General features: G+C 70.7%; 17 protein-coding genes. 6 read left to right on the forward strand and 11 right to left on the reverse strand.

Features of this window, described 5'->3' with window-relative positions; translation table 11 throughout:
- Positions 1-143 precede the first annotated feature (143 nt).
- A complete protein-coding gene (locus ABIA35_RS30185; RefSeq protein WP_370360089.1) occupies positions 144-1,478 on the forward strand; it encodes a sensor histidine kinase in 1,335 nt (444 codons plus the stop codon).
- Between the two features lie 120 nt (positions 1,479-1,598).
- On the opposite strand, the gene ABIA35_RS30190 is transcribed toward ABIA35_RS30185, so the two are convergent.
- From ABIA35_RS30190 to rhaI, 3 genes are read right to left on the reverse strand one after another with little or no spacing between them, the layout of a single operon-like run.
- The gene (locus ABIA35_RS30190; protein WP_370360090.1) at positions 1,599-3,044 is read right to left on the reverse strand and encodes a rhamnulokinase family protein; all 1,446 of its coding nucleotides are present in this window, start codon (positions 3,042-3,044) and stop codon (positions 1,599-1,601) included.
- Entirely contained in the window at positions 3,041-5,089 is a 2,049-nt protein-coding gene (locus ABIA35_RS30195; protein ID WP_370360091.1) for a bifunctional aldolase/short-chain dehydrogenase, read from the reverse strand. The genes ABIA35_RS30190 and ABIA35_RS30195 overlap by 4 nt, the downstream gene beginning before the upstream one ends.
- The gene (rhaI, locus tag ABIA35_RS30200; protein WP_370360092.1) at positions 5,089-6,255 is read right to left on the reverse strand and encodes an L-rhamnose isomerase; all 1,167 of its coding nucleotides are present in this window, start codon (positions 6,253-6,255) and stop codon (positions 5,089-5,091) included. Before rhaI ends, ABIA35_RS30195 begins: the two co-directional genes overlap by 1 nt.
- Before the next feature lie 208 nt (positions 6,256-6,463).
- Between rhaI and ABIA35_RS30205 the strand changes: the two genes are divergently transcribed.
- Together ABIA35_RS30205 and ABIA35_RS30210 are read left to right on the forward strand one after the other, a co-directional pair.
- Positions 6,464-7,492, forward strand: coding sequence for a LacI family DNA-binding transcriptional regulator (locus ABIA35_RS30205; protein WP_370338982.1), 1,029 nt, complete (start codon positions 6,464-6,466; stop codon positions 7,490-7,492).
- 125 nt (positions 7,493-7,617) lie between these two features.
- A complete protein-coding gene (locus tag ABIA35_RS30210) occupies positions 7,618-9,105 on the forward strand; it encodes a DUF2079 domain-containing protein (RefSeq protein WP_370360093.1) in 1,488 nt (495 codons plus the stop codon).
- Positions 9,106-9,156: 51 nt separating this feature from the next.
- Here the strand turns inward: ABIA35_RS30210 and ABIA35_RS30215 are convergent, their stop codons facing one another.
- Positions 9,157-9,978: an ArsR/SmtB family transcription factor gene (locus tag ABIA35_RS30215; protein WP_370360094.1), complete on the reverse strand. Its 822-nt coding sequence runs from the start codon at positions 9,976-9,978 to the stop codon at positions 9,157-9,159.
- Between the two features lie 100 nt (positions 9,979-10,078).
- Between ABIA35_RS30215 and ABIA35_RS30220 the strand changes: the two genes are divergently transcribed.
- Complete coding sequence (locus tag ABIA35_RS30220; protein ID WP_370338976.1) at positions 10,079-10,270, forward strand: hypothetical protein; 192 nt, start codon at positions 10,079-10,081, stop codon at positions 10,268-10,270.
- Between the two features lie 10 nt (positions 10,271-10,280).
- Here ABIA35_RS30220 and ABIA35_RS30225 read toward each other — a convergent pair whose 3' ends face one another.
- From ABIA35_RS30225 to ABIA35_RS30235, 3 genes are all read right to left on the reverse strand, one after another.
- Positions 10,281-11,195 carry a ribokinase gene (locus ABIA35_RS30225; RefSeq protein ID WP_370360095.1) on the reverse strand — a complete coding sequence of 305 codons (915 nt, stop codon included), beginning with the start codon at positions 11,193-11,195 and terminating at the stop codon, positions 10,281-10,283.
- Positions 11,196-11,299: 104 nt separating this feature from the next.
- Positions 11,300-13,948: a fibronectin type III domain-containing protein gene (locus ABIA35_RS30230; RefSeq protein ID WP_370360096.1), complete on the reverse strand. Its 2,649-nt coding sequence runs from the start codon at positions 13,946-13,948 to the stop codon at positions 11,300-11,302.
- 169 nt (positions 13,949-14,117) lie between these two features.
- A complete protein-coding gene (locus ABIA35_RS30235; RefSeq protein ID WP_370360098.1) occupies positions 14,118-14,924 on the reverse strand; it encodes an SDR family NAD(P)-dependent oxidoreductase in 807 nt (268 codons plus the stop codon).
- An 85-nt stretch (positions 14,925-15,009) separates the two neighbouring features.
- Between ABIA35_RS30235 and ABIA35_RS30240 the strand changes: the two genes are divergently transcribed.
- Complete coding sequence (locus tag ABIA35_RS30240; RefSeq protein WP_370338968.1) at positions 15,010-15,600, forward strand: TetR family transcriptional regulator; 591 nt, start codon at positions 15,010-15,012, stop codon at positions 15,598-15,600.
- Here the strand turns inward: ABIA35_RS30240 and ABIA35_RS30245 are convergent.
- The 4 genes from ABIA35_RS30245 to ABIA35_RS30260 are packed head-to-tail and all read right to left on the reverse strand — an operon-like array spanning position 15,597 to position 20,289.
- A complete protein-coding gene (locus ABIA35_RS30245; protein ID WP_370360099.1) occupies positions 15,597-16,079 on the reverse strand; it encodes a GNAT family N-acetyltransferase in 483 nt (160 codons plus the stop codon). The two genes, ABIA35_RS30240 and ABIA35_RS30245, sit on opposite strands and share 4 nt — an antisense overlap.
- Positions 16,066-18,006, reverse strand: a complete 1,941-nt coding sequence (locus tag ABIA35_RS30250; protein ID WP_370360100.1) for a DUF2264 domain-containing protein — start codon at positions 18,004-18,006, stop codon at positions 16,066-16,068. Before ABIA35_RS30250 ends, ABIA35_RS30245 begins: the two co-directional genes overlap by 14 nt.
- 16 nt (positions 18,007-18,022) lie before the next feature.
- The gene (locus ABIA35_RS30255; RefSeq protein ID WP_370338961.1) at positions 18,023-19,138 is read right to left on the reverse strand and encodes a LacI family DNA-binding transcriptional regulator; all 1,116 of its coding nucleotides are present in this window, start codon (positions 19,136-19,138) and stop codon (positions 18,023-18,025) included.
- Between the two features lie 38 nt (positions 19,139-19,176).
- Positions 19,177-20,289 (reverse strand): hydroxyacid dehydrogenase, encoded by a 1,113-nt coding sequence (locus tag ABIA35_RS30260; protein ID WP_370360101.1) that lies wholly within the window; start codon positions 20,287-20,289, stop codon positions 19,177-19,179.
- Between the two features lie 146 nt (positions 20,290-20,435).
- Between ABIA35_RS30260 and ABIA35_RS30265 the strand changes: the two genes are divergently transcribed.
- Positions 20,436-21,488, forward strand: coding sequence for an ABC transporter permease (locus ABIA35_RS30265; RefSeq protein WP_370338957.1), 1,053 nt, complete (start codon positions 20,436-20,438; stop codon positions 21,486-21,488).
- The last annotated feature ends 38 nt before the right edge of the window (positions 21,489-21,526 follow it).

Consider the following 21,526-nt stretch of genomic DNA (forward strand, 5'->3'; position numbering starts at 1 on the left):
GCCGCGTTACCCACAGGTTGACAATCAAGATCCGCTCTATAACCAGGACGGCAGTGACGCATACCGCACAGGTTTACCCTCGTTCGGCTGAACCCGGCCGCCAACTGAGGACAAAGCCAGGATGTGCTCCCTAGTTTGGCTGGATGCTCCGCATGCACGACGCCGCCAAACCCCTGGCGTCGATACCCCCGCTCGTCCTGGATGTCGCCGCCGCCACGGCCGTCACCTGGCTCGCCGTCGCCGCCTCGATCCGCCCCCACGCCTTACACGGCAGCCGCCCCATCGACGCCCTCGCGATCACCCTGATCATCGCCATGGGCGCGGCCCTGGTCCTGCGGCGCAGGTTCCCCTTAGCGGTGCTGGGAGTCAGCGCGGCACTGATGGCGGCCTTCGAGGCCCACGGCTACCGCATGGGCCTGGCCCAGGCCGGCCTCCTCCTGGCGATGTTCACGGTCGGCGAACGCCGCGGGCGCCCCTCGGCGATCCTGGCGGCGGGCATCACTTACGCGGAGCTGTTGTACGACCACTTCCACGACTGGTCCGGCTCCCACACCTGGTTCTACCTCGGCACCGCGCTGTGGGTTGCCGCCGTGGCCTTCATAGCCGACGGCGCACGGCGACTGGACGAGAGCCGGGCCCTGCTGGCCGCGTACAAGGAGCAGGTGCAGCGCAAACACCGCGACCGGGAACAGCGCGCGGTGCTCCTGGAGCGCATCCGCATCGCCCGCGAACTGCACGACGTGACAGCACACCATTTGTCGGTCATCGCAGTGCAGGCCGGCGTGGCCCGCTTCGTCATCGACAAGGAACCCGAGACCGCAGACCAGGCCCTGCGCGCCATCTCCGAGGTCGGCAGCGAAGGCCTGGCAGAACTCCGCCGCCTGATCAGCCTCCTGCGCCCCGACGACGACGAAGGCGCCCGCACCCACACCTCCGACCCCCCGGCCCCCGGCGTGGCCCAACTCCCGGTCCTGATAGAGCGCGTCGGCCTGTCCGGCACCCCCAGCCGCTACACGGTCGCAGGACGCAAGCGCCCCCTGCCGGCGGGCATCGAGCTGTGCGTCTACCGCGTGGTCCAGGAGTCCCTGACGAACGTGCTGAAGCACGCACCAGGCTCCTCGGTCGAGGTGCGCCTCGAATACGAACCGGACAGCGTCCGCGTCACCATCACCGACACCGGCACCCACCCGGTCCCGGCCCGCAAGATGGGCATCCCGGCAGCGGCCATAACCCAAGCAGCCCGCCACAGCGGCAGCGGCGTCGGCCTCACCGGCATGCGCGAGCGCGCAGCGCTCTACGGCGGCGAACTGTCCGCCGGCCGCGGCCCGGACGGCGGGTTCGAGGTGTCGCTGACGCTGCCGATCGCGGTGGAGCTGGTGGAGTTAGAGGAGGGCGAGGCGGCTGACGGCGCCGGGATGGCCGGCGACGCGGGTGCGGTGCCCGTCGGTGCGGAGGCCGCGGCGGCCGTGGGAGCTTGAGGAAATGTCGGAGGCCAGCAGTCCCAGCTCCACCGCGAGTTCCCGACAGCGGTCGGGACTCGTTTCGGTACCGCGCGCCACCAGATCCCTGAGTAGGTCAGCCCTCTGCATGCGGACAGCCTAAGATCCCAGCCGCCCAGCCGCCGCGTCCCAGGCACCCCGATCCCCCGTCGGCTCGTACCGCATCAACGACTGCGTTTTCGCCAACAACGCCCGCATCTCCGCCCGGTCGCCGACCAACCCCAGCGCCCGCGCCTGAACCAGCACGTTCCCCAACGCTGCGGCCTCCGCCGGGCCCGCGATCACCGGGAGGCCGCAGGCGTCGGCGGTGAGTTGGCAGAGCAACGTGTTGTGTACTCCGCCGCCGACGATGTGCACCACATCGACGGGGTGGTCGGCGAGGCGTTGGGCGTCCTGGATCGCGCGCCGGTGTGCCAGCGCCAGTGAGTCGAGGATGCAGCGCGTGATCTGCGGCGGCGTGTCCGGTACCGGCTGGCCGGTGGTGCGGCAGGCCTGGCGGATGCGCTCGGGCATTCGGTCCGGCAGAAGGAAGGCCGGGTCGGCGGCGTCGATCACCGAGCGCAAAGCTGGCAGCTCGGCGGCGGCTGCCAACAGGGGCGGCAGCTCAGCGCCCCATTCCCGCACGCACTCCTGTAGCAGCCACAGCCCCATGATGTTGCGCAGATACCGGACCGTGCCGTCGATCCCCGCCTCGTTGGTGAAGTTCGCCATGCGGCCGGCCTCGGTCTGCACCGGCCGCTCCAGCTCCAGCCCGGCGAGCGACCACGTTCCGGTGCTGATATACGCGAACCGCTCCCCCGCCCCCGCTGGCACCGCGACCACCGCCGACGCCGTGTCGTGCGAGGCCACCGCGGTCACCGGGACCGGACCGCGCAGGCCCGTCGCCTCCAGCACCGCAGGCAGCAGGTCGCCGATCCGCGATCCCGGCTGCCGCAGCGGCGGGAACAGGCCGACGTCCACGCCGAGCCGAGCGGCCAGATCGGTCGACCACCCCCGGCTCGACGCGTCGAGCAGCTGCGTGGTGGAGGCGTTGGTGAGCTCGGTGCCGGCGACGCCGGTCAGCCAGTAGCCCATCAGGTCCGGGATCAGCATCGCCTGCCGAGCAGACGCCAACGCGGCGGTTTCCCGCGCCGCAACGAGCTGATACAGCGTGTTGAACGGAGCGTACTGAAGCCCGGTGATGGCATACAGCGCCTCGGCGGGCACCGTCTTCCACACCTGCTCGGCCACACCCTCCGTCCGGGCGTCGCGATAGTGCACAGGGTTGCCGAGCAACGCGCCGTCGGCGTCGAGCAGCCCATAGTCCACGGCCCAGCTGTCGATCCCCACCGAATCGACCTGCCCGGCGGCGCGCAGCCCATCCACAATGCCCTGATACAACGCCAACACGTCCCAGTGCAGCGTCCCGCCGACGCGCACCGGCCGATTCTCGAACCGGTGCGCCTCGCGCATCTCCACCACGCCCGCACCGACCCGCGCCGCCATCACCCGGCCGCTGGACGCGCCGAGATCGACCGCGGCGACGGTCTTCCTGCCCGCGCTCATCGCAGGAAGGCCGCCGCGACCCCGGCGTCCACCGGCACCAACAGCCCGGTGGTGTGTGTCAGATCGCCGCCGACCAGCGCGAACACCGCGTTGGCGACATGCTCGGGCAGCACCTCGCGCTTGAGAATGGTCCGCTGCGCATAGAACTCGCCGAGCTTCTCCTCCGGAATCCCATACGTCGCCGCACGCTGCGCGCCCCACCCCCCGGCGAAGATCCCCGACCCGCGCACCACCCCATCGGGGTTGACCCCGTTCACCCGGATCCCGTGCTCCCCCAACTCCGCCGCCAACAGCCGCACCTGATGCGCCTGATCAGCCTTCGCCGCGGAATAGGCGATGTTGTTCGGCCCGGCGAACACAGCGTTCTTCGACACGACGTACACGATGTCCCCACCGCGCCCCTGCGCCGCCATCACCCGCGCCGCCTCCCGCGAGACCAGGAACGACCCGCGCGCCATGATGGCGTGCTGCCGGTCCCAGTCCGCGCTCGTCGTCTCCAGCAACGGCTTGGAGATGGAGATGCCGGCGTTGTTCACCACCAGGTCCACGCCCCCGAACGCCAGCACCGCCGCGTCGAAGGCCGAGGCGATCTGCTCCTCGGAGGTCACGTCCACGGTGACTGCGATCGCCTTGTCGGGGCCGCCAAGCTCCTCGGCGACGGCGGCGGCGTTCTCGCCGTCCCGATCGGCGACCACCACGCAAGCCCCCTCGGCGACCAGCCGATGCGCGATCGCCTTGCCGATCCCCGACCCGGCGCCGGTCACCAGCGCCACCCGCGTGGCCAGCGGCTTGGGCTTGGGCATCCGCGCCAGCTTGGCCTCCTCCAGGGCCCAGTACTCGATCCGGAACTTCTCCGACTCCTCGATCGGCGCATACGTCGACACCGCCTCGGCCCCGCGCATCACGTTGATCGCGTTGACGTAGAACTCCCCAGCGACCCGCGCGGTCTGCTTGTCCCGGCCATAGGAGAACATCCCGACGCCCGGGACCAGCACGATCGCCGGATCCGCACCGCGCATCGGCGGCGAATCAGGCGTCGCATACCGCTCGTAGTAGGCGCGGTAGTCGTCACGGTAGGCGGCGTGCAGCTCCTTCAGCCGCGCGACCGCCTCCTCAAGCGGCGCATCCGGCGGCAGGTCCAGCACCAGCGGACGCACCTTCGTCCGCAGGAAGTGGTCCGGACACGACGTGCCGAGCGCGGCCAGGCGCGGGTGCTCGGCCCGCGCCAGGAAGTCCAGCACGACCTCGGCGTCGGTGAAGTGCCCGACCTGCGGCCGATCGACCGAAGCCAGAGCGCTGACATATGGCGCCAACGCGGCCGCCCGAACCCGCCGCTCCTGCTCAGGCAGCGCCTCGAACCCGGCGACCACCGGGCCGAACGGCTCGGGCCGGCCGCGTTCGGCGAGGAAGGTCTCGGCCGTGCGGATGATCCGCAGCGAGTTCGCCTCGCACTCCTGCGACGTCGCACCCCACGCCGTGATCCCGTGCCCGCCGAGAACGCATCCGATCGCCTGCGGATTGCCCGCCTTGATCGCCGCGATGTCCAAACCAAGCTGGAACCCGGGACGCCGCCACGGAACCCACACCACATCGTCGCCGAAGCACTCGGCCGTCAGCTTCTCCCCATCAGCGGCGCACGCCAGCGCGATCCCGGAATCAGGGTGCAGATGATCGACGTGCGGCGCGTCGACCAGCCCGTGCATGGCGGTGTCGATCGACGGCGCGGCCCCGCCCTTGCCGTGCAGGCAGAAGTCGAACGCCGCGACCATCTCGTCCTCGTGCTCGACGCCGGGATAGACATCGACCAGCGCGCGCAGCCGGTCCAGCCGCAGCACCGCCAGCCCCGCCCCGGTCAACGTCCCCAGGTCGCCGCCGGAACCCTTGACCCACAAGAGCTCGACGTCCCCGCCGGTCACCGGATCGGTCACGCTCCCCTTCGCCGACGTGTTGCCGCCGGCGTAGTTCGTGTTCCGCGGATCGGCACCCAGCCGGTTCGACCGGGCAATGAGGGAATCCACCGCACCGTTTCCAAGGCCGTCGTTCATCAAGCTCCCCATCCCGCCTGCACCCCGCCGACGCGCTCGGCGACGATCTTCTCCGCGTACCCGCTCTCGCGATAGGCCGCCATCGGATCCGGCGCCAACCCCATCTCCTGCCGGACCTGCGCCAACAGCGGACGCACGTCCGTGTCATAGGCGTCCATCAGCACCGCGTGCGCGCCGAGCACGTCCCCGGCCGCCTGCGCCGCGCGCAACGCGGGCAGGTCCACCAACAGCGCCTTGGCCGTGGCCTCCTGCACGTTCATCACCGACCGGATCATCGCCGGGATCTTGGCCTCGATGTTGTGGCACTGGTCGAGCATGAACGCCACGCCGTTGGCCTTGTCGAACCCGCCGTTCTTCGCCACCTCGTGCAGGATCCGGAACAGCTGGAACGGATCGGCGGCCCCGACCATCAGGTCGTCGTCCGCGTAGAAGCGGGAGTTGAAGTCGAACGCCCCCAGCTTCCGCTCGCGCAGCAGGAAGGCGACGATGAACTCGATGTTCGTCCCCGGCGCGTGGTGCCCGGTGTCCACGACCACCTTCGCCTTCGGCCCCAGCTTCAGGCAGTGCGCGTACGACGTCCCCCAGTCCGGGACGTCCGTCGTATAGAAGGACGGCTCGAAAAGCTTGTACTCCAGCACCATCCGCTGGTGCTCGCCGAGCCGCTCGTACACCTGCGACAGCGCCTCGGACAGCCGGTCCTGCCGCGCCGCGATGTCGTCCTGGCCCGGGTAGTTGGTGCCGTCGGCGAACCACAGCTTCAAGCTGTCCGACCCGGTCGCGTCCATGATGTCGACGCACTCCAGCAGATGCCGCACCGCCTTGCGGCGTATCGCAGGGTCCGGATGCGCCACCGAGCCCAGCTTGTAGTCGTCGTCCTGGAACGTGTTGGAGTTGATCATCCCGATCCGCACGCCCAGCCCCGCGGCGTGCGCGGACAGCGCGCCGTAGTCCTCGACCTTGTCCCAGGGGATGTGCAGCGACACCAGCGGCGCGACCCCGGTGGCCGCGTGGACCCGCGCGGCGTCGGCCAGCTTCTCGAACGGGTCCCGTGGCACTCCGGCCTGCGCGAACACCTTGAACCGGGTGCCGGAGTTCGCGTAGCCCCAGGACGGGGTCTCGATCTCCTGCGCCTTCAGAGCGGCCCCCACAGCCGGCAGGTCGGGCATGGCTCCCCCTCGCACCTCGGAATTGAATCGATTCAATACCTCGCTGCTGCCGACCATAGGCGGCACCCCGGCCACCGTCAAGAGGGGATCCCGGGGCGCCGACGCGATCTTGAACGAACTCCCAGGTGGGCCCGGTGACAGGCCCGGGCTGTAAGGTGACCCCCGACCGGTGAAACCATTCAGTCCCAACCATCAGGCGGACCCCCAGGTGACCAGGAAGACAGTCGGGATCTCGGACGTCGCGCGCGAGGCCGGCGTGTCCGTCGGCACGGTCTCGAACAGCTTCAACCGCCCGGATTCGGTGGCACCGGAGACCCGGGCCCGGATCCTGGCCGTGGTGGAGCGCCTCGGCTACGTGCGCAGCGAATCGGCGCGCCAACTGCGGACCGGGACCAGCCGGATCGTCGCCCTGCTGGTGCTGGACCTGGCGAACCCGTTCTTCGTGGAGGTCGCGAACGGCGCCGAGCGCGCGGCCCGCGCCCAGGGCCTGGGCGTGATGGTGTGCACGAGCGCGCAGTCGCCGTCGGAGGAGGCGGAGTACGTCGGGCTGTTCACCGAGCAGCAGGTGCGCGGCGTCCTGGTGATCCCGGCCGATCCGACCGGACGGTCGCTGGAACCCCTGCGCCGCCGCGGGATCCCGTACGTCGTGGTGGACCGCCTGGTCGAGGACGCCGAGGTGTGCTCGGTGTCGGTGGACGACGTGGCCGGCGGCCGGCTGGCCGTGGAACACCTGCTGGCCCAGGGCCACCGCCGCGTCGCCTACATCAGCGGCCCGCCGCACCTGCAGCAGATCCGCGACCGCCGCACCGGCGCCCTGGACGCGATCGCCGCCGCCGGCCTGCCGCCGCAGACCCTGCACGAACTCCCGACCGCGCACATGACCATCGCCGCCGGCCGCGACGCCGCGGCGCGCCTGCTGGGCCTGGCCGACCGTCCGACCGCGGTGTTCTGCGCGAACGACCTGCTCGCACTGGGCCTGGAGCAGGCGCTGTACGCGGCCGGGGTGAAGGTGCCCGAGGAGGTCGCGATCGTCGGGTACGACGACATCGAGTTCGCCTCGGCGGTCGCGGTGCCGCTGACCTCGGTGCGGCAGCCGGCCGCGGAGATGGGGCGGCTGGCGGCGCAGATGCTGCTGGCCGAGGCCGCCGCCGGCGGCGAGGGCTCGCACGAGCACCGATCCGTCGTGCTCCAGCCGGAGTTGGTGGTGCGGACCTCCAGCCTGCACCGCGTCGGCTAGGCGTATCAGAGGGCGAAAACACCTTTGCGGGTTTCTACAGAATAAGAGCTCACTTTCAGGGTACTCACCACCACCCCTAGTCACCGGCCCGGTGGCAGCATGGCGGATCGGGGGTGCCGGAGTCTGTGGCTGACACGAGTATCACGGGGGTCGCGAGAGCGGCCGATGCCGACGAGACGACGTCGGCCGCGCCGCGGACCACGCTGCGGGCCACACTGCGAACGCCGGCCGTCCTCGCGGCGGCCACGACCGTCGTCTACACCGTCTTCGCGCTCCGGCGCCACTTCCTGTTCCGCACCTACGCCTACGACTTGGGCATATTCGGCCAGGGGGTGCGCTCCTACGCCGCCGGCCATCTGCCGACCTCGACGATCCGCTCCGACAGCGCGCCGTCAGGGCCCTGGGGCCACGGATTCCCGTTGCTGGGCGACCACTTCTCGCCGATCGTGGGCGTCCTGGGCCCGCTGTACCGGTTGTGGCCGCACATCGAGCTGCTGCTGATCGCGCAGTCCGTGCTGGTGGGCTGCTCGGTGTTCATCGTCGCGCGCCGTGCCGCGCCGCACTGGTGGCTCGCCGTCGCCTACGCGATGAGTTGGGGCTTGCAGGGGCTGGTCAATTTCGACTTCCACGAGGTGGCGTTCGCGGTCCCGCTGATCGCGCTGGCCCTGGACGCGTACCTGGCGCAGCGCTGGGTCGCGTGCGCGTGGTGGGCGGCGAGCCTGTTGCTGGTCAAGGAGGACGCCGGGCTCACGCTGGCCGTTTTCGGGCTGCTGCTGTGGCGGCACGATCGCCGGATCGGCGGTGTGCTGTGCGTGGCGGGTCCGGTCGCCACGGCGTTGCTGGTGCTGGTGGTCATCCCGCACTTCAACCCGCAGCACGTGTATCCGTACCTGCAAAGCACCGGCCGCCAGGCTTCGGCGGGCTCCGCGCTCTCCCAGCCCTGGCTGATACCGGTCCACCTGGTCTGGCCGGCGACGAAGCTGAAAACGCTGGCCATGCTGCTGATCCCGACGGCGCTGCTGGCGCTTCGCAGCCCTCTGATCCTGGTCGGCGTCCCCACTCTGTTGATGCGGTTCACCTCGGCGGACCACATGTACTGGGGCACCGACTACCACTACTCGGCGATCCTGATGCCGATCGTGTTCTTCGCGCTGATCGATGCCCTGGCGTGTTCAGACACCTTGGCGCGTTCAGACACCCTGCGGTGGCGGCCCGATCTGCGGCCGACCCGATGGGTCCCGGCTCGATGGGTCCCGGCCGTCGTGACCGTGGTGACGATCGGCCTGGTCCCGCTGTCCCCGCTGCGCAGCGTCTTCGATCCGGGCTTCTGGCACGACGGGCCCCGGACGGCGTCCGCGCGCCAGGCGGTGGCGCTGGTCCCCGCCGGGGCGCACGTCGCGGCCAGCAACGCGCTGGCCCCGCACCTCACCGACACGGCGCAGGTGTATCTGGCCACTGACACCGTCTTCGCGCACGCGCAGGTGGACTGGGTCGTGCTGGACACCGACGCCGATGACTGGCTCTCGCACTCCGCGACCATCATCGGACAGGCGCAGAGTGCGGGATTCCGCCAGGTGTTCAACGCTTCGGGCTACGTCGTGCTGCGGCGCTGACCCGGCCGCGAACCGGTCGCGGGCCGGCGTGCCGCCGTCCGGCCCGGGCGGTCACGCGACGTCCGTCCCCAGCGGCTCGCCGGTCTCCAGCAGCGTCTTCAGGCTCGCGATCACGCTCGGCCAGCCGTGGCTGACCATCTCGGCGAACTTCGAGCCGGCGCCGAAGCCGTCGTGCACGACGGTGAGCTTCACGGTCTGCGGGGCCTCCTCCTCGATGGTGAAGGTGACCTTCGAGCGGGGCTCGGCGGACAGCCGGGCGAGCGTCTCCTCGTCCCAGTCGAAACGCTTGGCGAGCTCGGGGGTGACGGAGTGCCAGGTGTAGGACAGGGTGCTGTACGGGTCGGACTCCAGCACGACCTGCTCCGGGTCGGCGATCACCACGCCGTGGTTGTCCCAGGTCATCGGCGAGCCGGCGGCCCAGTCGGTGGTGAACTCGGTCTCCCAGTAGCGCCGGGTGAAGGCCGGCTCGGTCAGCGCCCGCCACAGCTTCTCCGGGGTGGTGCGGATGTAGGTGGTGTAGACGAAGGTCGGCGCTTCCGTCGCGGTTTCGGTCACGGTGTCCATCGCGGTGTCCTCCAAGGCGAGTTTCAGGTCCGCCAGGGCTTGGACCCTGGCGCGGTCGAACTGGTTGATCCAGCGGTGGGCGATCTCGTGCACCGGCGCGGCGTTGAGGTAGTGCAGCTTCTCGCGGCCCTGCCGCACCGTGGCGACCAGACCGGCCTCCTCCAGCACGGCGAGGTGCTTGCTGACGGACTGCCTGGCCATGTCCAAGCCGGCGCACAACTCGCGCAGCGTCTGCCCGTTGCGGGCGTTGAGCGAATCGAGCAGCGCACGCCGGCTCGGATCGGCCAGCGCCTTGAACACCTCGTCCATGCCCGTCGCCCTCTCCCCAAATATGCAGCCTTTCGGCTGCCTTTAATTTAGGCAGCCGTTTGGCTGCCTGTCAAGGCGGCGGCGATGGCACACTGGCCGGGTGACTAAGAAGGACACGGTGACACTGGCGGTACCGCTGCCCGCGCAGGTGGCACGGGACTTACAGGCGTTGGCCGAGCTGTATCACGCGACGCCGGAGCGCATGGTCGCATCATGGACGCAGACGCACGTCGAGAACCTGATGGCCGGGCTCACTCCCGACGGAGCCGCTCCCGAAACGCCCCATAGCTAGCGCGCCGGGCTCACTCCTGACCGAGCCGCCCCCGAAACGCCTCATAGCTGGCAGCGGCACCGACCTCGGCGACCGACAGACTCGCCGCCCGAACCGCCCGCTCCACCGCCGCGCGCAGCTCGAAACCCTCCGCGAGCGCGGCGGCGAGGACACCCACCAGGGCATCGCCGGCCCCGGTGGTGTCGCGGACCTGGTCGGGGCGCGGCGCGGGCACGTGGTCGACCGCCTCGCCGGTGATGAGCACGGCGCCGGACGCGCCGAGCGTCACCAGCACCGACCGCGCCAGCCCCCGCAGCCGCGGTGCCGCATCGGTGACGTCCGGCACGGTGCCGAGCTCGGACCCGATGAGCTGACCGGCCTCGATCTCGTTGACCACCAACGGATCCGCCCCGGCGAGCTCGGCACCGAGGTCCTGGACCGGAGCGAGGTTCACCACCGCGCGAACCCCGCGTTCGGCGGCCAGGCGCAGCGCCGCCCGGTTCACGGTCGGCGACACCTCGCCCTGCACCACCATCACGGCGGCCTCGCGCAGTACATCCTGCTTCAGGACACTGTCATCAAGAGCCTGGTTCGCGCCGCCGATCACGATGATCTCGTTCTCCCCGGCCTCGCTCAGTATCACCAGCGCACGTCCGCTGGGGGTGCCGTCGAGTGTGGCGACCATCGAGGTGTCGACGCCGTAGCCCCTCAGCTGCTCAAGAGCCGTCGCACCCCGCTCGTCCGCACCGACCGCTCCGACCAGCGCCACCTCGCCGCCGGCGACTGCCGCCGCCACCGCCTGGTTCGCGCCCTTGCCGCCGAGGCCGGTCGCGCGCTCCCGTCCGTGCACCGTCTCCCCCGGCGTCGGCAGTTCGGCCACTCCCACGACCTCGTCGACGTTGATGCTGCCGATCACGACCACGCGCCGCGACGCCGTCCGCTCCATGCTCAGATCATTGCACTGACTTAGCACTGACTTACCGGGTTTATCCCGGAACACGCGGCGACCGGAGCTCCATAAGGCTCCGACCGCCGCGCGATCCGATCGTCCTAGCCGATGGTCACCACCCCGGCGGACGCCGCGGGCCCCACACCGGCGGCGTTCCGGGCCGCGACTGTCACGGCATAGGCGTCACCATGGGCCAGGCCGCCGACGACCGCGAACGTGTCACGGCCGTTGGTCGCCCAGACCTCCGTCTTGCCGGTCTCGGTGACGGTCGCGACCGCGCCGGTCTTCTGGTCCGTCAGCGTCACGTCGTACGACAGGGTCGGCGTCGTGCCCTTCGCCACGGTCGCCGGGTTCCAGTGCACGCTCACGTCACCGACGCCGGCGTCCGCCGAGGCCGAGGCCGGTGCGGCCGGCACCACGGTCGCCGGGGCCGGCGTCACCGCGCCGGTCGGCAACGACGGGGAGCTGTGCGGGTCCGCCGCGCCATGCCCGGTGTCCGCTGTGACAGTGAACGTATACGCGGTCCCGTCCGTGAGGCCGGGCACCAGCACGTAGAACGTCTTCAGATACGCCGCGGCGTCAACCGTCACCTGCTTCCCACCCGGCGACGCCGTCACCGTGTACGCCGTGACCGGCCGCCCCTGGTCGGAGAACGTCGGCGTGAACGACACGTACGCCGACCCCTCCCCCGCGAACGCCGCCGCCTGCTGCGGAGCGTCCGGTACCGCACCGCGGACGTGTCCCGGATCCACGGACAGCAACCCGCGGTAGCGCGGCTCCAACCCGGCCGCGTCGGCGATCGTGCGCGGCGCGTCCCGCGGACCGGTGATGATCGTGTTGCCCGCGACCACCACGCCGCGCGCATCGGAGTCCGGATCGCCCTGCTGCCAGTAGTTGTGCTCGATGTCCAGCGGATCGTCGGTCGAGCCGTCGGCCGGCGGCACGTAGTCCGCGTGGCGCGCGCCCCAGTCGTTCTGGTTGCCGTACTCGACGTTCGAGGTGATGGTCAGGAACGTCGAGCCGTTGTCGCAGTAGATCGCGTGTCCGTGGTTCAGGATGTCGTGGATGACGTTCCCGGTGATCTGCTCGCCATCGCCCAGCGAGGACCCGGTGATGCCTTGCGTGTAGATGGCCCCGCCGTCGGCGAGGTACTGCATCGCGTCATAGATGAGGTTGTCGGAGACCACGTTGCCATGGCTGGAGTTGGCGATCGCCGGGGCCTTGATCTTGTCCGGCCAGCCGCCCCAGCCCAGCGAGATCGCGGTGTAGGGGGTGTGGTCGATCTGGTTGTGGGAGATCAGCGAGTCCTCGGCGTAGCCCACGTCGATCCCGACTCCGCTGCGGTACTCCACCGACGTGGAATAGATGTGGTTGTCAGTGACCTGGTTCCCGACGGTGTGGTCGCCCGCGACCGCCGGCAGCGGATCGTCCACTCCGCCGAGTTCCAGGCCGTTGCCGGAGATGTCGGTGAACACCGAGCCCTTGACGGAGTCGTTCTGCGAGCCGTCACCGAGGTCCAGGCCCGCCGCGCCGAGGTGCGTGAAGACGTCGCCGGTGAACGAGATCCGCCGGTCGTGCTCGAACGAGACGTTCCCCGGCTCCTTGGTCCAGTTCCCGAACGGGCAGGTGCCGCCGGCGATGAACTGGCACAGGCCCTGCGTGGCGTAGCCGTCGGCACCGGTGATCGTGTAGCCGGCCTGGATCTCCGAGAAGCCCTCGTCAGAACTGGGCTGATCCCACGTCCCGTAGGAGAACCGCAATCCGGAGAAGGCGATGTCGTGGACCGGCGCGTCAGCCGTTCCGGTGCCGCTGACCAGCGTCTGCGCCGTGGCGAGTTCGACGTCGGCGCGGTCCGGCCGCTCGCCGGGGAGCGGGACGTAGTCCACGCGCCCGGCCGCGGCGTCGTAATAGAACTGGCCCGGCCGCTGCAAGAGCTCGCGCGCGTTCTCGACCGACGTGGGCAGTTCGTGGTTGCCGACCGAGGCCGGGCCGACGAGGTTCACGGTCCGCCCGGAGCTGTCCGTGCGCATCACGCGCTGCGTGGAGTTGATCCAGCAGGGCTCTGCCATGGTGATGGTGGTGCCGGAGACGGAGGCGATCGGACACCTCGGCTCGGTCCAGGCCCCGAGGCCGCCGGTGTGCAGCGACCAGTAGCCGTCGCCGCCGCTGTAGACGAACTCGATGGCGGTCGGATTCCCCCACGACGCCATCAGACCCGAGGACGCGGTGTAGCCGGTCGGCGTCGCCTTCAGCGTGACCGGTACTGTGCCGGACGCGCGCTGCGCACGGCGGCCGTCGATGTACATCTCCCGGGACGGAAGCCCGGCCGGCGCCGGGGCCGACCAGATCGGCGTGCCCGCCGACGTCGTCTGCCCGGACGGCCGGAACCCGTCGACGCGGGTGCCGCCGCTGATGACCGGATGGGCGCCGGGGGCGGCGGTCCAGATCACGGTGTGGCCGTTCGTCCCGGAATCCCGGGCGTCCAGGGCCAGCGGCTGGGACAGCGGGTAGGTGCCGTCGGCGAGGTCGACGCGGATGTCGCCGGCCATCGCGGAGTTCAGCGATCGGACGATCTGTTGCGCGCGTTGCAGGGAGTGCACCGCACGGCCGGGGTTCGTGCCGCTGTCGTGGTCGTCGCCCCAGGGGGACACGAAGACCGTGGTGACTCCGTGGTGATCGGGACTGGTGCCGGTCGAGGTCGCGGCCGTGGTGCCGGCGGCGAGTGCCGCGGCCGCGGCGATCGCTGTCACGAGGCGTCCGGGTTGTCGTCGAACCCTGATCATGGGGTCCCTCCGTTAACATCCTTAACTCGTCAGGGGTCACCCTGATGATTCCTCGGATGTCTGTCAACCCCGAACATGGAAACAGCGGCTTGACCAGGGTCAAGCCGCCACCATCGCAGCTTGTTTCAGTAAGAGATCAGATGTATCGCTGCGCGAGCTCCGGAGACTGCGCGCCGAACGCGGCGAGATCGGCGGCGGACACCGCCTGCAGGAGGTCTTCGCGCTCGACGCCGGGAGCGCAGACCACCTCGCCGAGTTCGAGTCCGCGCAGGCTCGCGGTCACCACGTCGTCGGCCGACATCCGCGGGACGGCGCTGAGGTCGAGACCCTGGCGCTCGTGGAACTCGGTCGCCACGACGCCCGGGCACAGCGCCTGCACCTTCAGGCCCTGCGCCTTGACCTCCTCGTGCAGCGTCTGGGAGAAGGCGACGCTGCCGGCCAGCGTCCCGGCGTAGACCGCGCGCCGCACCGGCACCTGCTCCAGCGTCGCCGGCCCGCTGAAGGCGATCATGCCCGCGACGTTGACGATGGCGCCCTCGCCGCGCGCCAGCATGCCGGGGACCGCGGCGCGGGACAGCATGACCGGGGCGACGGCCTTGACGTGGAGCAGTTCGGCGGCCTTGGCGGCCGGGAGTTCGGCGAACGGCATGTAGTGCGCGACGCCGGCGTTGTTGACCAGCAGCGTCAGCGGCTCGGTCGCGCAGACCTCGGCGACGGCCGCCACGCCCTCGTCGGTGGCCAGGTCGGCGACCAGCGGCCGCACCAAGACCTGCGGCAGCTCGTCCACCAGCGCGTCCAGGCGCTCGCGGCGCCGGCCGACGACGATCAGATCGTGGCCGAGGCCGCCGAGCCGGCGCGCGAAGGCCTGGCCGATGCCGGAGGAGGCGCCGGTGACCAGCGCCAGCCCGGTCGGGCGAGCGCCTCCGGCAGTCGTGGAGTCCATGAGAGGTCCTTCGATCGAGTACTTAACCATCCGGTTAGTCAATTTAAGCTTCACTAACCGGTTAGTCAAGCGATAGGCTGAGCGCATGGCCGCACAGGAAACCAAGGCGCGCATCCTCGCCGCCGCCTTCCAGGAATTCGCCGACCACGGCGTGGCCGGCGCCCGCGTGGACCGCATAGCGAAGAACGCCGCCTGCAACAAGAACCTGATCTACGTCTACTTCGACAGCAAGGAGAACCTCTTCGCCACCGTCCTGGACCACCACCTCGCCGACGCCTACGCGGGCCTGGAGTTCACCCCCCAGAACCTCCCCGACCTGGCGCGCCGCGTCTTCGACTACGCCCACACCAACCCGGACGTCTACCGCCTGCTGGCCTGGGCCACCCTGGAGCGCACCGCGCCCCGCCCCCCGGCGCGCGCCCGCGAGCACGACCGCAAGATCCCGCTGATCCGCGCCGAGCAGGAAACCGGAACCGTGGCCGCCACGGTCCCGCCCGAACTGATCCTGATGGCGGTCATGACCCTGGCGACGGCCTGGTCCCCGGCGTTCCCCTTCGGCGCGACCGCGAACCCGGACACGGAGTTGGAGCCGGCGGCGATCCGGGAGGCGGTCGGAGCGATGGTGGAGCGGATCGTGCGGCCGGAAAGCCAGGCGAGGAGCTGGGCGAGGAGCTAGCCGAGCTCACACAAGTACGTCACCGCGGGCTTCCCGTTCAGCACCCGCTCCCCGGTCGCCACGAACCCGTTGCGCTCGAGCACCTTGTGCGAGGCCGGGTTGTCGAGGGTCGCCTTTGCGCGCAGTGTGGTGAGGCCGTAGGTGGTGGCGGCGAGTTTGCGGATCTCGGCGACGGCGGCGGTGGCCAGGCCTTGGCCGGCGTGGTTCTGGGCGATGCGGTAGCCGAGTTCGGCTGAGCCGTCCGCGACCTCGACCAGGTTGACGCGGCCTGCGATCCGGCCCGTGTCGGTCACCAGGACGTGGAAGAAGTCCGTGCCTTCGACCTGCCATTGCAGGAGTTGGGCGTGGCGGGCGGCGAACTCGGCGAAGTAGTCGTCGCCGCGGTCGGGGATGGAGGCGGCGAAGTACTCGCGGTTCTCCAGCTCGAAGGCGAGCAGGGCGTCGGCGTGGTCGGCGCGGACGAGTTCAAGATGCGGCATCGGTGCTCCCGGAGGCGAAGAGACTGCCCAGATCGACCGAGACAGTAGATCCCCCGGGCCAGCGCGCAGTCACCTCATTTCCGCGGACGTCGATCAGGCCGGCCGGGTCGAGGTCGGGCGCGGTGTCGGGCGCGGTGTCCGCAGCCTCCAGAACGTGTAGTGCGACATGCACAGACTCTGCCGATGAAAGCCCGGCGGACAGGTATGGCGCAGCGCTGTGTCGTCCGAGCGCATTCGCATCCTCGTAGCGCACGACAGCACTCGCCTCGTAGCCGAACACGCCTGACACCGACGAACGGACACCACCGCCGACGGCCCAGGCCGTCAGAGCATCCGCGCCGCACTCGACCTCAGCGTCCGAGGCGACCGCATGCCCGCCCTCGCGCAGCGACCACCCGGCCGGAGCCGTCACCAGATGGCAGCGCAGCTCATACCGGGCCGTGACCAGCGAAGCCGTCACGATCCGCGCCCCGGCCAACTCCCGCCCCGAGGCCCCGAGACGCGGCACGTGCCACGACGCGACGTACCCCTCCCCCGCCGCGACACCCATGATCCGTCCTCGCCGCGTCGCCCGGCCCCATTCGTCGACGAGCGCCACGTGCCCGTCCACACCGGTGGCCCACGCGCGATCGGACCACGCGGCCCCGGTACCGGGAGCTGTGCGCGTCGAGTAAGCGAACTTCGCATAGTGCGGGTCGCCGGGATCGTCCGCGTAGTTGGCGTGATCGCTGCCGTGGTTGACCACGCGCACGATCCCGTCGCCCAAGCCGCGCTGCACCGCCCAGCCGAGCGACGGAAGAAATGTCACCGAGTCCTCGGCGGGAGTATCAGAAGGCGCCGATGTTGATGCAGATGCCGATGCCGACGCCGACCACAAAGGATGCGAAGCCGGGGCCGCCAACCCCAGGAACCCCATCCCAGCGAAGTAAGCAGACCCCGGCCCGCTGTACTCCTGCACCACCGGCAAGAACTCCCGTGCGCCCCACCCCAGACTCGGCGCCTCGGCACCGTCCACCCCGAGCCGCCGGAAGTAGTCCAGCGTCCGTCCCGCGATCCCGCGCACCACACCCGGTCCGAGCGGATCGGCCCCGGCGAGCCCGGCAGTCCACAGGCCACCCAACACCGCGTGCCGATAAGCCAGCGAACGCCCCAGATGCAGCGGCGCCCCGTCGTCGCCGAACAGCAGCGCATACGACGACGCGAACTCGCTCAACCGCTCCCGGAACCGCTCAACGCGCGCCCCCGATTCCCCCCGCAGCACGTACCACTGCCACAGGAAAGGCTGAAAAACCCACGAGTTGTAGTGATCGAGATTCCGTCCGGGCGCCGCCGGAGGGCCGTCGTTGTACCAGCCGTCCCCGAGGTACCAGGAATCGATGCGCTCGACGTTCTCCGCGCCGTGTCCACCGTCGACCGGAACCCCGACCGACTCCAGGAACGCCTCGACCACCGCCGGGAACAGCAGCCAGTTGTTGTGCTGCCACACCCGCAGCCGCGCGTGGTGCGCCAGCCAGTCGGCGAGCCGTTCGCGCACCGGATCAGGAAGCTGATCCCACACCTGCTCCCGGCACAACGCCAGTCCGAACGCCAGGTTCGCCGCCTCCACCGCCGACTGCGTGATCCCGGCGTGCGGCCAGTCCTCGAAGCCGACGGCCCGCGGCCAGAACCCGCCGCTCGCCGGATCCACGGCCGCGGCCAGGCCCTCGGCGTACCACTCGGCGTGCCCGAGCGGGTCGCCCTCGCCCCCGCCGAGCCGCGCGGCCGCGATCAGGAAGCTGCGGGCGAAGCCCTCCATCCCGTCGCTGACCGGCCCGCTCTGCGAGACCGGGCCGGGCGGGCAGATCAGCGCCCCGCCGCCCACCGCGTGCTTGCGCGCGGTCAGCAGCCAGCGGTCGGCCTCGGCTTCCCATTCGGCGCGTGAGAACAAGGATCAGGCCTTTCGGTCAAGAAGCAGGAGCCGGCGGGGGCGCCGTCGAGTCGCGGATCACCACGTGGGTGCCGACGTGGCGGGTGTCGGTCGGGCCCTCGGACTCCCCGCGCAGCGCGACCGCCAGCCGCACCGCCTCGCGCCCCATCTGCTCCAGCGGCAGGTGCACCGTGGTCAGCGCCGGAGTGACCTCGGCGGCCAGCGGGATGTCGTCGTAGCCGACCACCGAGACGTCCTGCGGCACCCGCAGGCCCGCCTCGCGCAGCGCCTGCATCGCGCCGACGGCGACGCCGTCGTTGGCGCCGAAGACCGCGGTGAACTCCCCGGCCGAACCGTCGCGCAGCAGCTGCGCGACGCGCTCGTAGCCGAAGCGGCGGCTGAAGGCGCCGGGCTGGATCAGCCGCTCGTCGAGCTCCAGGCCGCGGCTGGCGTAAGCGCGCCGGAAGCCGGCCACGCGTCCCTGGTGGACGGACAGCTGTTCGGGCCCGCCGACGTACAGGATCCGGCGGTGTCCCAGCCCGAGCAGGTACTCGGTGATGGCGTGCGCGCCGCCGGTGTTGTCGTAGTCGACCACGCCGGCCGGGACGCCCGGCTCCAACGCGGGGCGCCCGCACAGCACCAGCCACGAGCCCTCGCGGCCCAGGGCCCGGGCGCGGTCGGCGAGCTTGCGGCGGTAGGCCGGGTCGTCCACGCCGCCGCCGACCAGGATCACCGCGTCCGCGCGCTGTTCGTGCAGGGCGTCGATCAGGTCCAGTTCGCCGCCGACCACGCCGTAGGTGCTGCAGACCAGGCACAGCTTGCCGTCCTCGGCGGCCTGGCGCTGCACGCCGTGCGCGATGAACGTGTAGAAGGGGTCGATGATGTCCTGGACGATGATGCCGACCGTGCGGGTCCGGGAGCCGGCCAGCGCGCGGGCGTGCGCGTTCACCACGTAGCCCAGGGTGCGCACGGCCTGCTCGACCTTGCGGCGGGTGTCGGCGGCCACCGGATAGTTGCCGTTGAGGACCCGGGACACCGTGGCCGTGGACACCCCCGCGGCCTCGGCGACCTCCTGGACGGTGGCCCGCTTGGGGCCCGCGGTGTCCCGCGGCGTCCGTGGTGTCCGAGACTGCTTGCCCTGCGGCGTCGGCACCCTTACCGCTCCCTTCGTCCTGCTCTTCGGCTGTGGCCTCACGCCAGCCGGTCCAGCTGGTCGGGAAGTACCTCATACCGTAGTGGCAGACCGGCTACGTACCGTTCCACCTCTTCCACGGCCAGGCGTCCCAGGCGCAACACCTCGCCGCCCAGCGCGCCGGCGATGTGCGGGGTGAGGAAGACGTTGGGCAGCGTGAACAGCACCGAGTCCGGCGGCAGCGGCTCGGTGGCGGTGACGTCCAGGACGGCGTCGATACGGCCGGAGACCAGCTCGGCGGTCAGCGCCGTCTGGTCGACGATCGGGCCGCGGGCGGTGTTCACCAGGACCGCGCCGTCCGGCATCAGGGCCAGGCCGCGGGCGTCGAGCATGCCGCGGGTGACCGGGGTCAGCGGCGCGTGCAGGCTCACCACCTCCGAGGCCGCGAGCAGCTCCTCCAGCGAGGTCATCCGGACGCGGGGGTCGGCGGTCAGGTCGCCGGCGCCGTACGGGTCGTAGATCAGCACGTCGGCGTCGAGCACGTCGCGCAGCAGCCGCACGACCTTGCGGCCGATGCGGGAGGCGCCGACGACGCCGACCGTCATCCGGTGCGTGCCGATCGGGCTGATGCCGTCCAGGTTGCGGTGGGTGCCGTCGGACGAGCGCAGGCCGCGCCGGTAGCGCGCGGCCGCTGTGAAGGCGCGCTTGGCGCCCAGGATGATCGCGGCCAGCGTGTACTCGGCGACCGGCACCGCGTTCGCCTCGGCCGCCGAGCAGACCCGGACGCCGGCGGCGAAGGCCTCCGGCGTCATCAGGAACTTCACGGTGCCGGCGGCGTGCACCACCAGGCGCAGCCGGGGTGCGGCGGCCAGCACGTCGGCGTCGATCCGCGGCGAGGACCACGACGTCAGCAGGACCTCGGTGTCCGCCAGCGCCGCGGTGAACGCCGGCTCCGCCAGGCTCGGGACGGCGCCGCCGGCCACGATGCTCGCGGTCGCGGCCAGGCGCTCGCGGCTCTCGGCGTCCAGCACCAGGCCGGACTCCTCGGCGGTCACGGCCAGAAGCAGGGTCGGACGGTCCGGCGCTGTGGCCGGGGCCGGAATGTGCGCGGCCGTGTGGGACGTGGTCAGGATGATCTCCCCCTCCGCTGTGTGTCGGTGAGGATGGTACACGCTTACTACGACCGGAGCGCAAGACCACGAAGCCTGGAACTGCAAGAAAACAGTTTGGGTACTGGGGGGTTGACAGGGATGCGGCTCAGTCGAATACTCCTGTCCAGCTCATCACATTAGTAAGCGATTACCGGCGGGAGAGCACGTTGACCGAGATACGCGCCGCGGACCGCCCGGTCCCCAGGTCCGTGCCCGAGAAGGCCGCAGTCGGCGGCCCTCCCCGCAGCCGTACCAGACGCACTCGGCGCAGCCGGCGGGCCGGCGGCACCGTCGCACGCCCCTCGCTGTCCCTGTGGCAGCGGATCAAGCGCGACAAGGTGATGCTCGCGCTGATGCTGCCGGGGTTCTTGTACTTCGCGGTCTTCAGCTACGCGCCGCTGTTCGGGTACCTGGCCGCGTTCGAGGACTACCAGCCGTACACCGGCTTCATCCACAGCACGTGGCTGGGCCTGCAGAACTTCACGGACCTGTTCGCCGACCAGGCGTTCTGGTCCGCGCTGAGCAACACCTTCGTCATCAGCCTGATCCAGCTGATCCTGTTCTTCCCGGCCCCGATCGGGCTGGCGCTGCTGCTGAACTCGGTCGCCTCGGCGAAGATCCGCAAGTTCGTGCAGAGCGTGGTCTACCTGCCGCACTTCATCGGCTGGGTGGTGATCGTCTCGATCTTCCAGGAGGTCCTGGGCCCGACCGGCGCGATGCAGCACATGATGTCGGCGGCCGGTCTGCCGCGCTTCGACTTCATGTCCGATCCCGGGTTCTTCCCGTGGCTGGTGGCGATCCAGGCGATCTGGAAGGACTGCGGCTGGGGCACGATCATCTTCCTGGCCGCGCTGCTGGCCATCGACCAGGGCCTGTACGAGGCCGCGGCGGTGGACGGCGCCGGACGCTGGCGCCGCTTCCGCAGCGTCACGCTGCCGGGGATCATGCCGGTCGTCATCCTGCTGCTGATCCTGCGCCTGGGCACGATCCTGTCGGTCGGCTTCGAGCAGATCCTCCTGCAGCGCGACACCGTCGGCGCCAAGGCCGGCGAGGTCCTGGACACCTACGTCTACTACCACGGCGTGGCCACCCAGCAGTGGGGCACCGCCGCGGCGGCGGGCTTGATCAAGGCGGTCGTGGGGCTGGTGCTCGTCCTGGGCGCCAACAAGCTCGCCCACCGCTTCGGACAGGAAGGGATCTACAGCCGTGGCGACCGTTGAGATGGACGCGAAGCCGGCACTGACCGGACGGCCGCCGT

The organism is Catenulispora sp. MAP12-49, from assembly GCF_041262705.1.
In the GTDB taxonomy this organism is placed as follows: Bacteria; Actinomycetota; Actinomycetes; order Streptomycetales; family Catenulisporaceae; genus Catenulispora.

Bases quoted from the DNA above. Each gene is read 5' to 3' on its own strand.
- ABIA35_RS30185 (WP_370360089.1), top strand. From the start codon at position 144: ATGCTCCGCATGCACGACGCCGCCAAACCCCTGGCGTCGATACCCCCG.
- ABIA35_RS30190 (WP_370360090.1), bottom strand. From the start codon at position 3,044: ATGAGCGCGGGCAGGAAGACCGTCGCCGCGGTCGATCTCGGCGCGTCC.
- ABIA35_RS30195 (WP_370360091.1), bottom strand. From the start codon at position 5,089: ATGAACGACGGCCTTGGAAACGGTGCGGTGGATTCCCTCATTGCCCGG.
- rhaI (WP_370360092.1), bottom strand. From the start codon at position 6,255: ATGCCCGACCTGCCGGCTGTGGGGGCCGCTCTGAAGGCGCAGGAGATC.
- ABIA35_RS30215 (WP_370360094.1), bottom strand. From the start codon at position 9,978: ATGGACGAGGTGTTCAAGGCGCTGGCCGATCCGAGCCGGCGTGCGCTG.
- ABIA35_RS30225 (WP_370360095.1), bottom strand. From the start codon at position 11,195: ATGGAGCGGACGGCGTCGCGGCGCGTGGTCGTGATCGGCAGCATCAAC.
- ABIA35_RS30235 (WP_370360098.1), bottom strand. From the start codon at position 14,924: ATGGACTCCACGACTGCCGGAGGCGCTCGCCCGACCGGGCTGGCGCTG.
- ABIA35_RS30240 (WP_370338968.1), top strand. From the start codon at position 15,010: ATGGCCGCACAGGAAACCAAGGCGCGCATCCTCGCCGCCGCCTTCCAG.
- ABIA35_RS30245 (WP_370360099.1), bottom strand. From the start codon at position 16,079: ATGCCGCATCTTGAACTCGTCCGCGCCGACCACGCCGACGCCCTGCTC.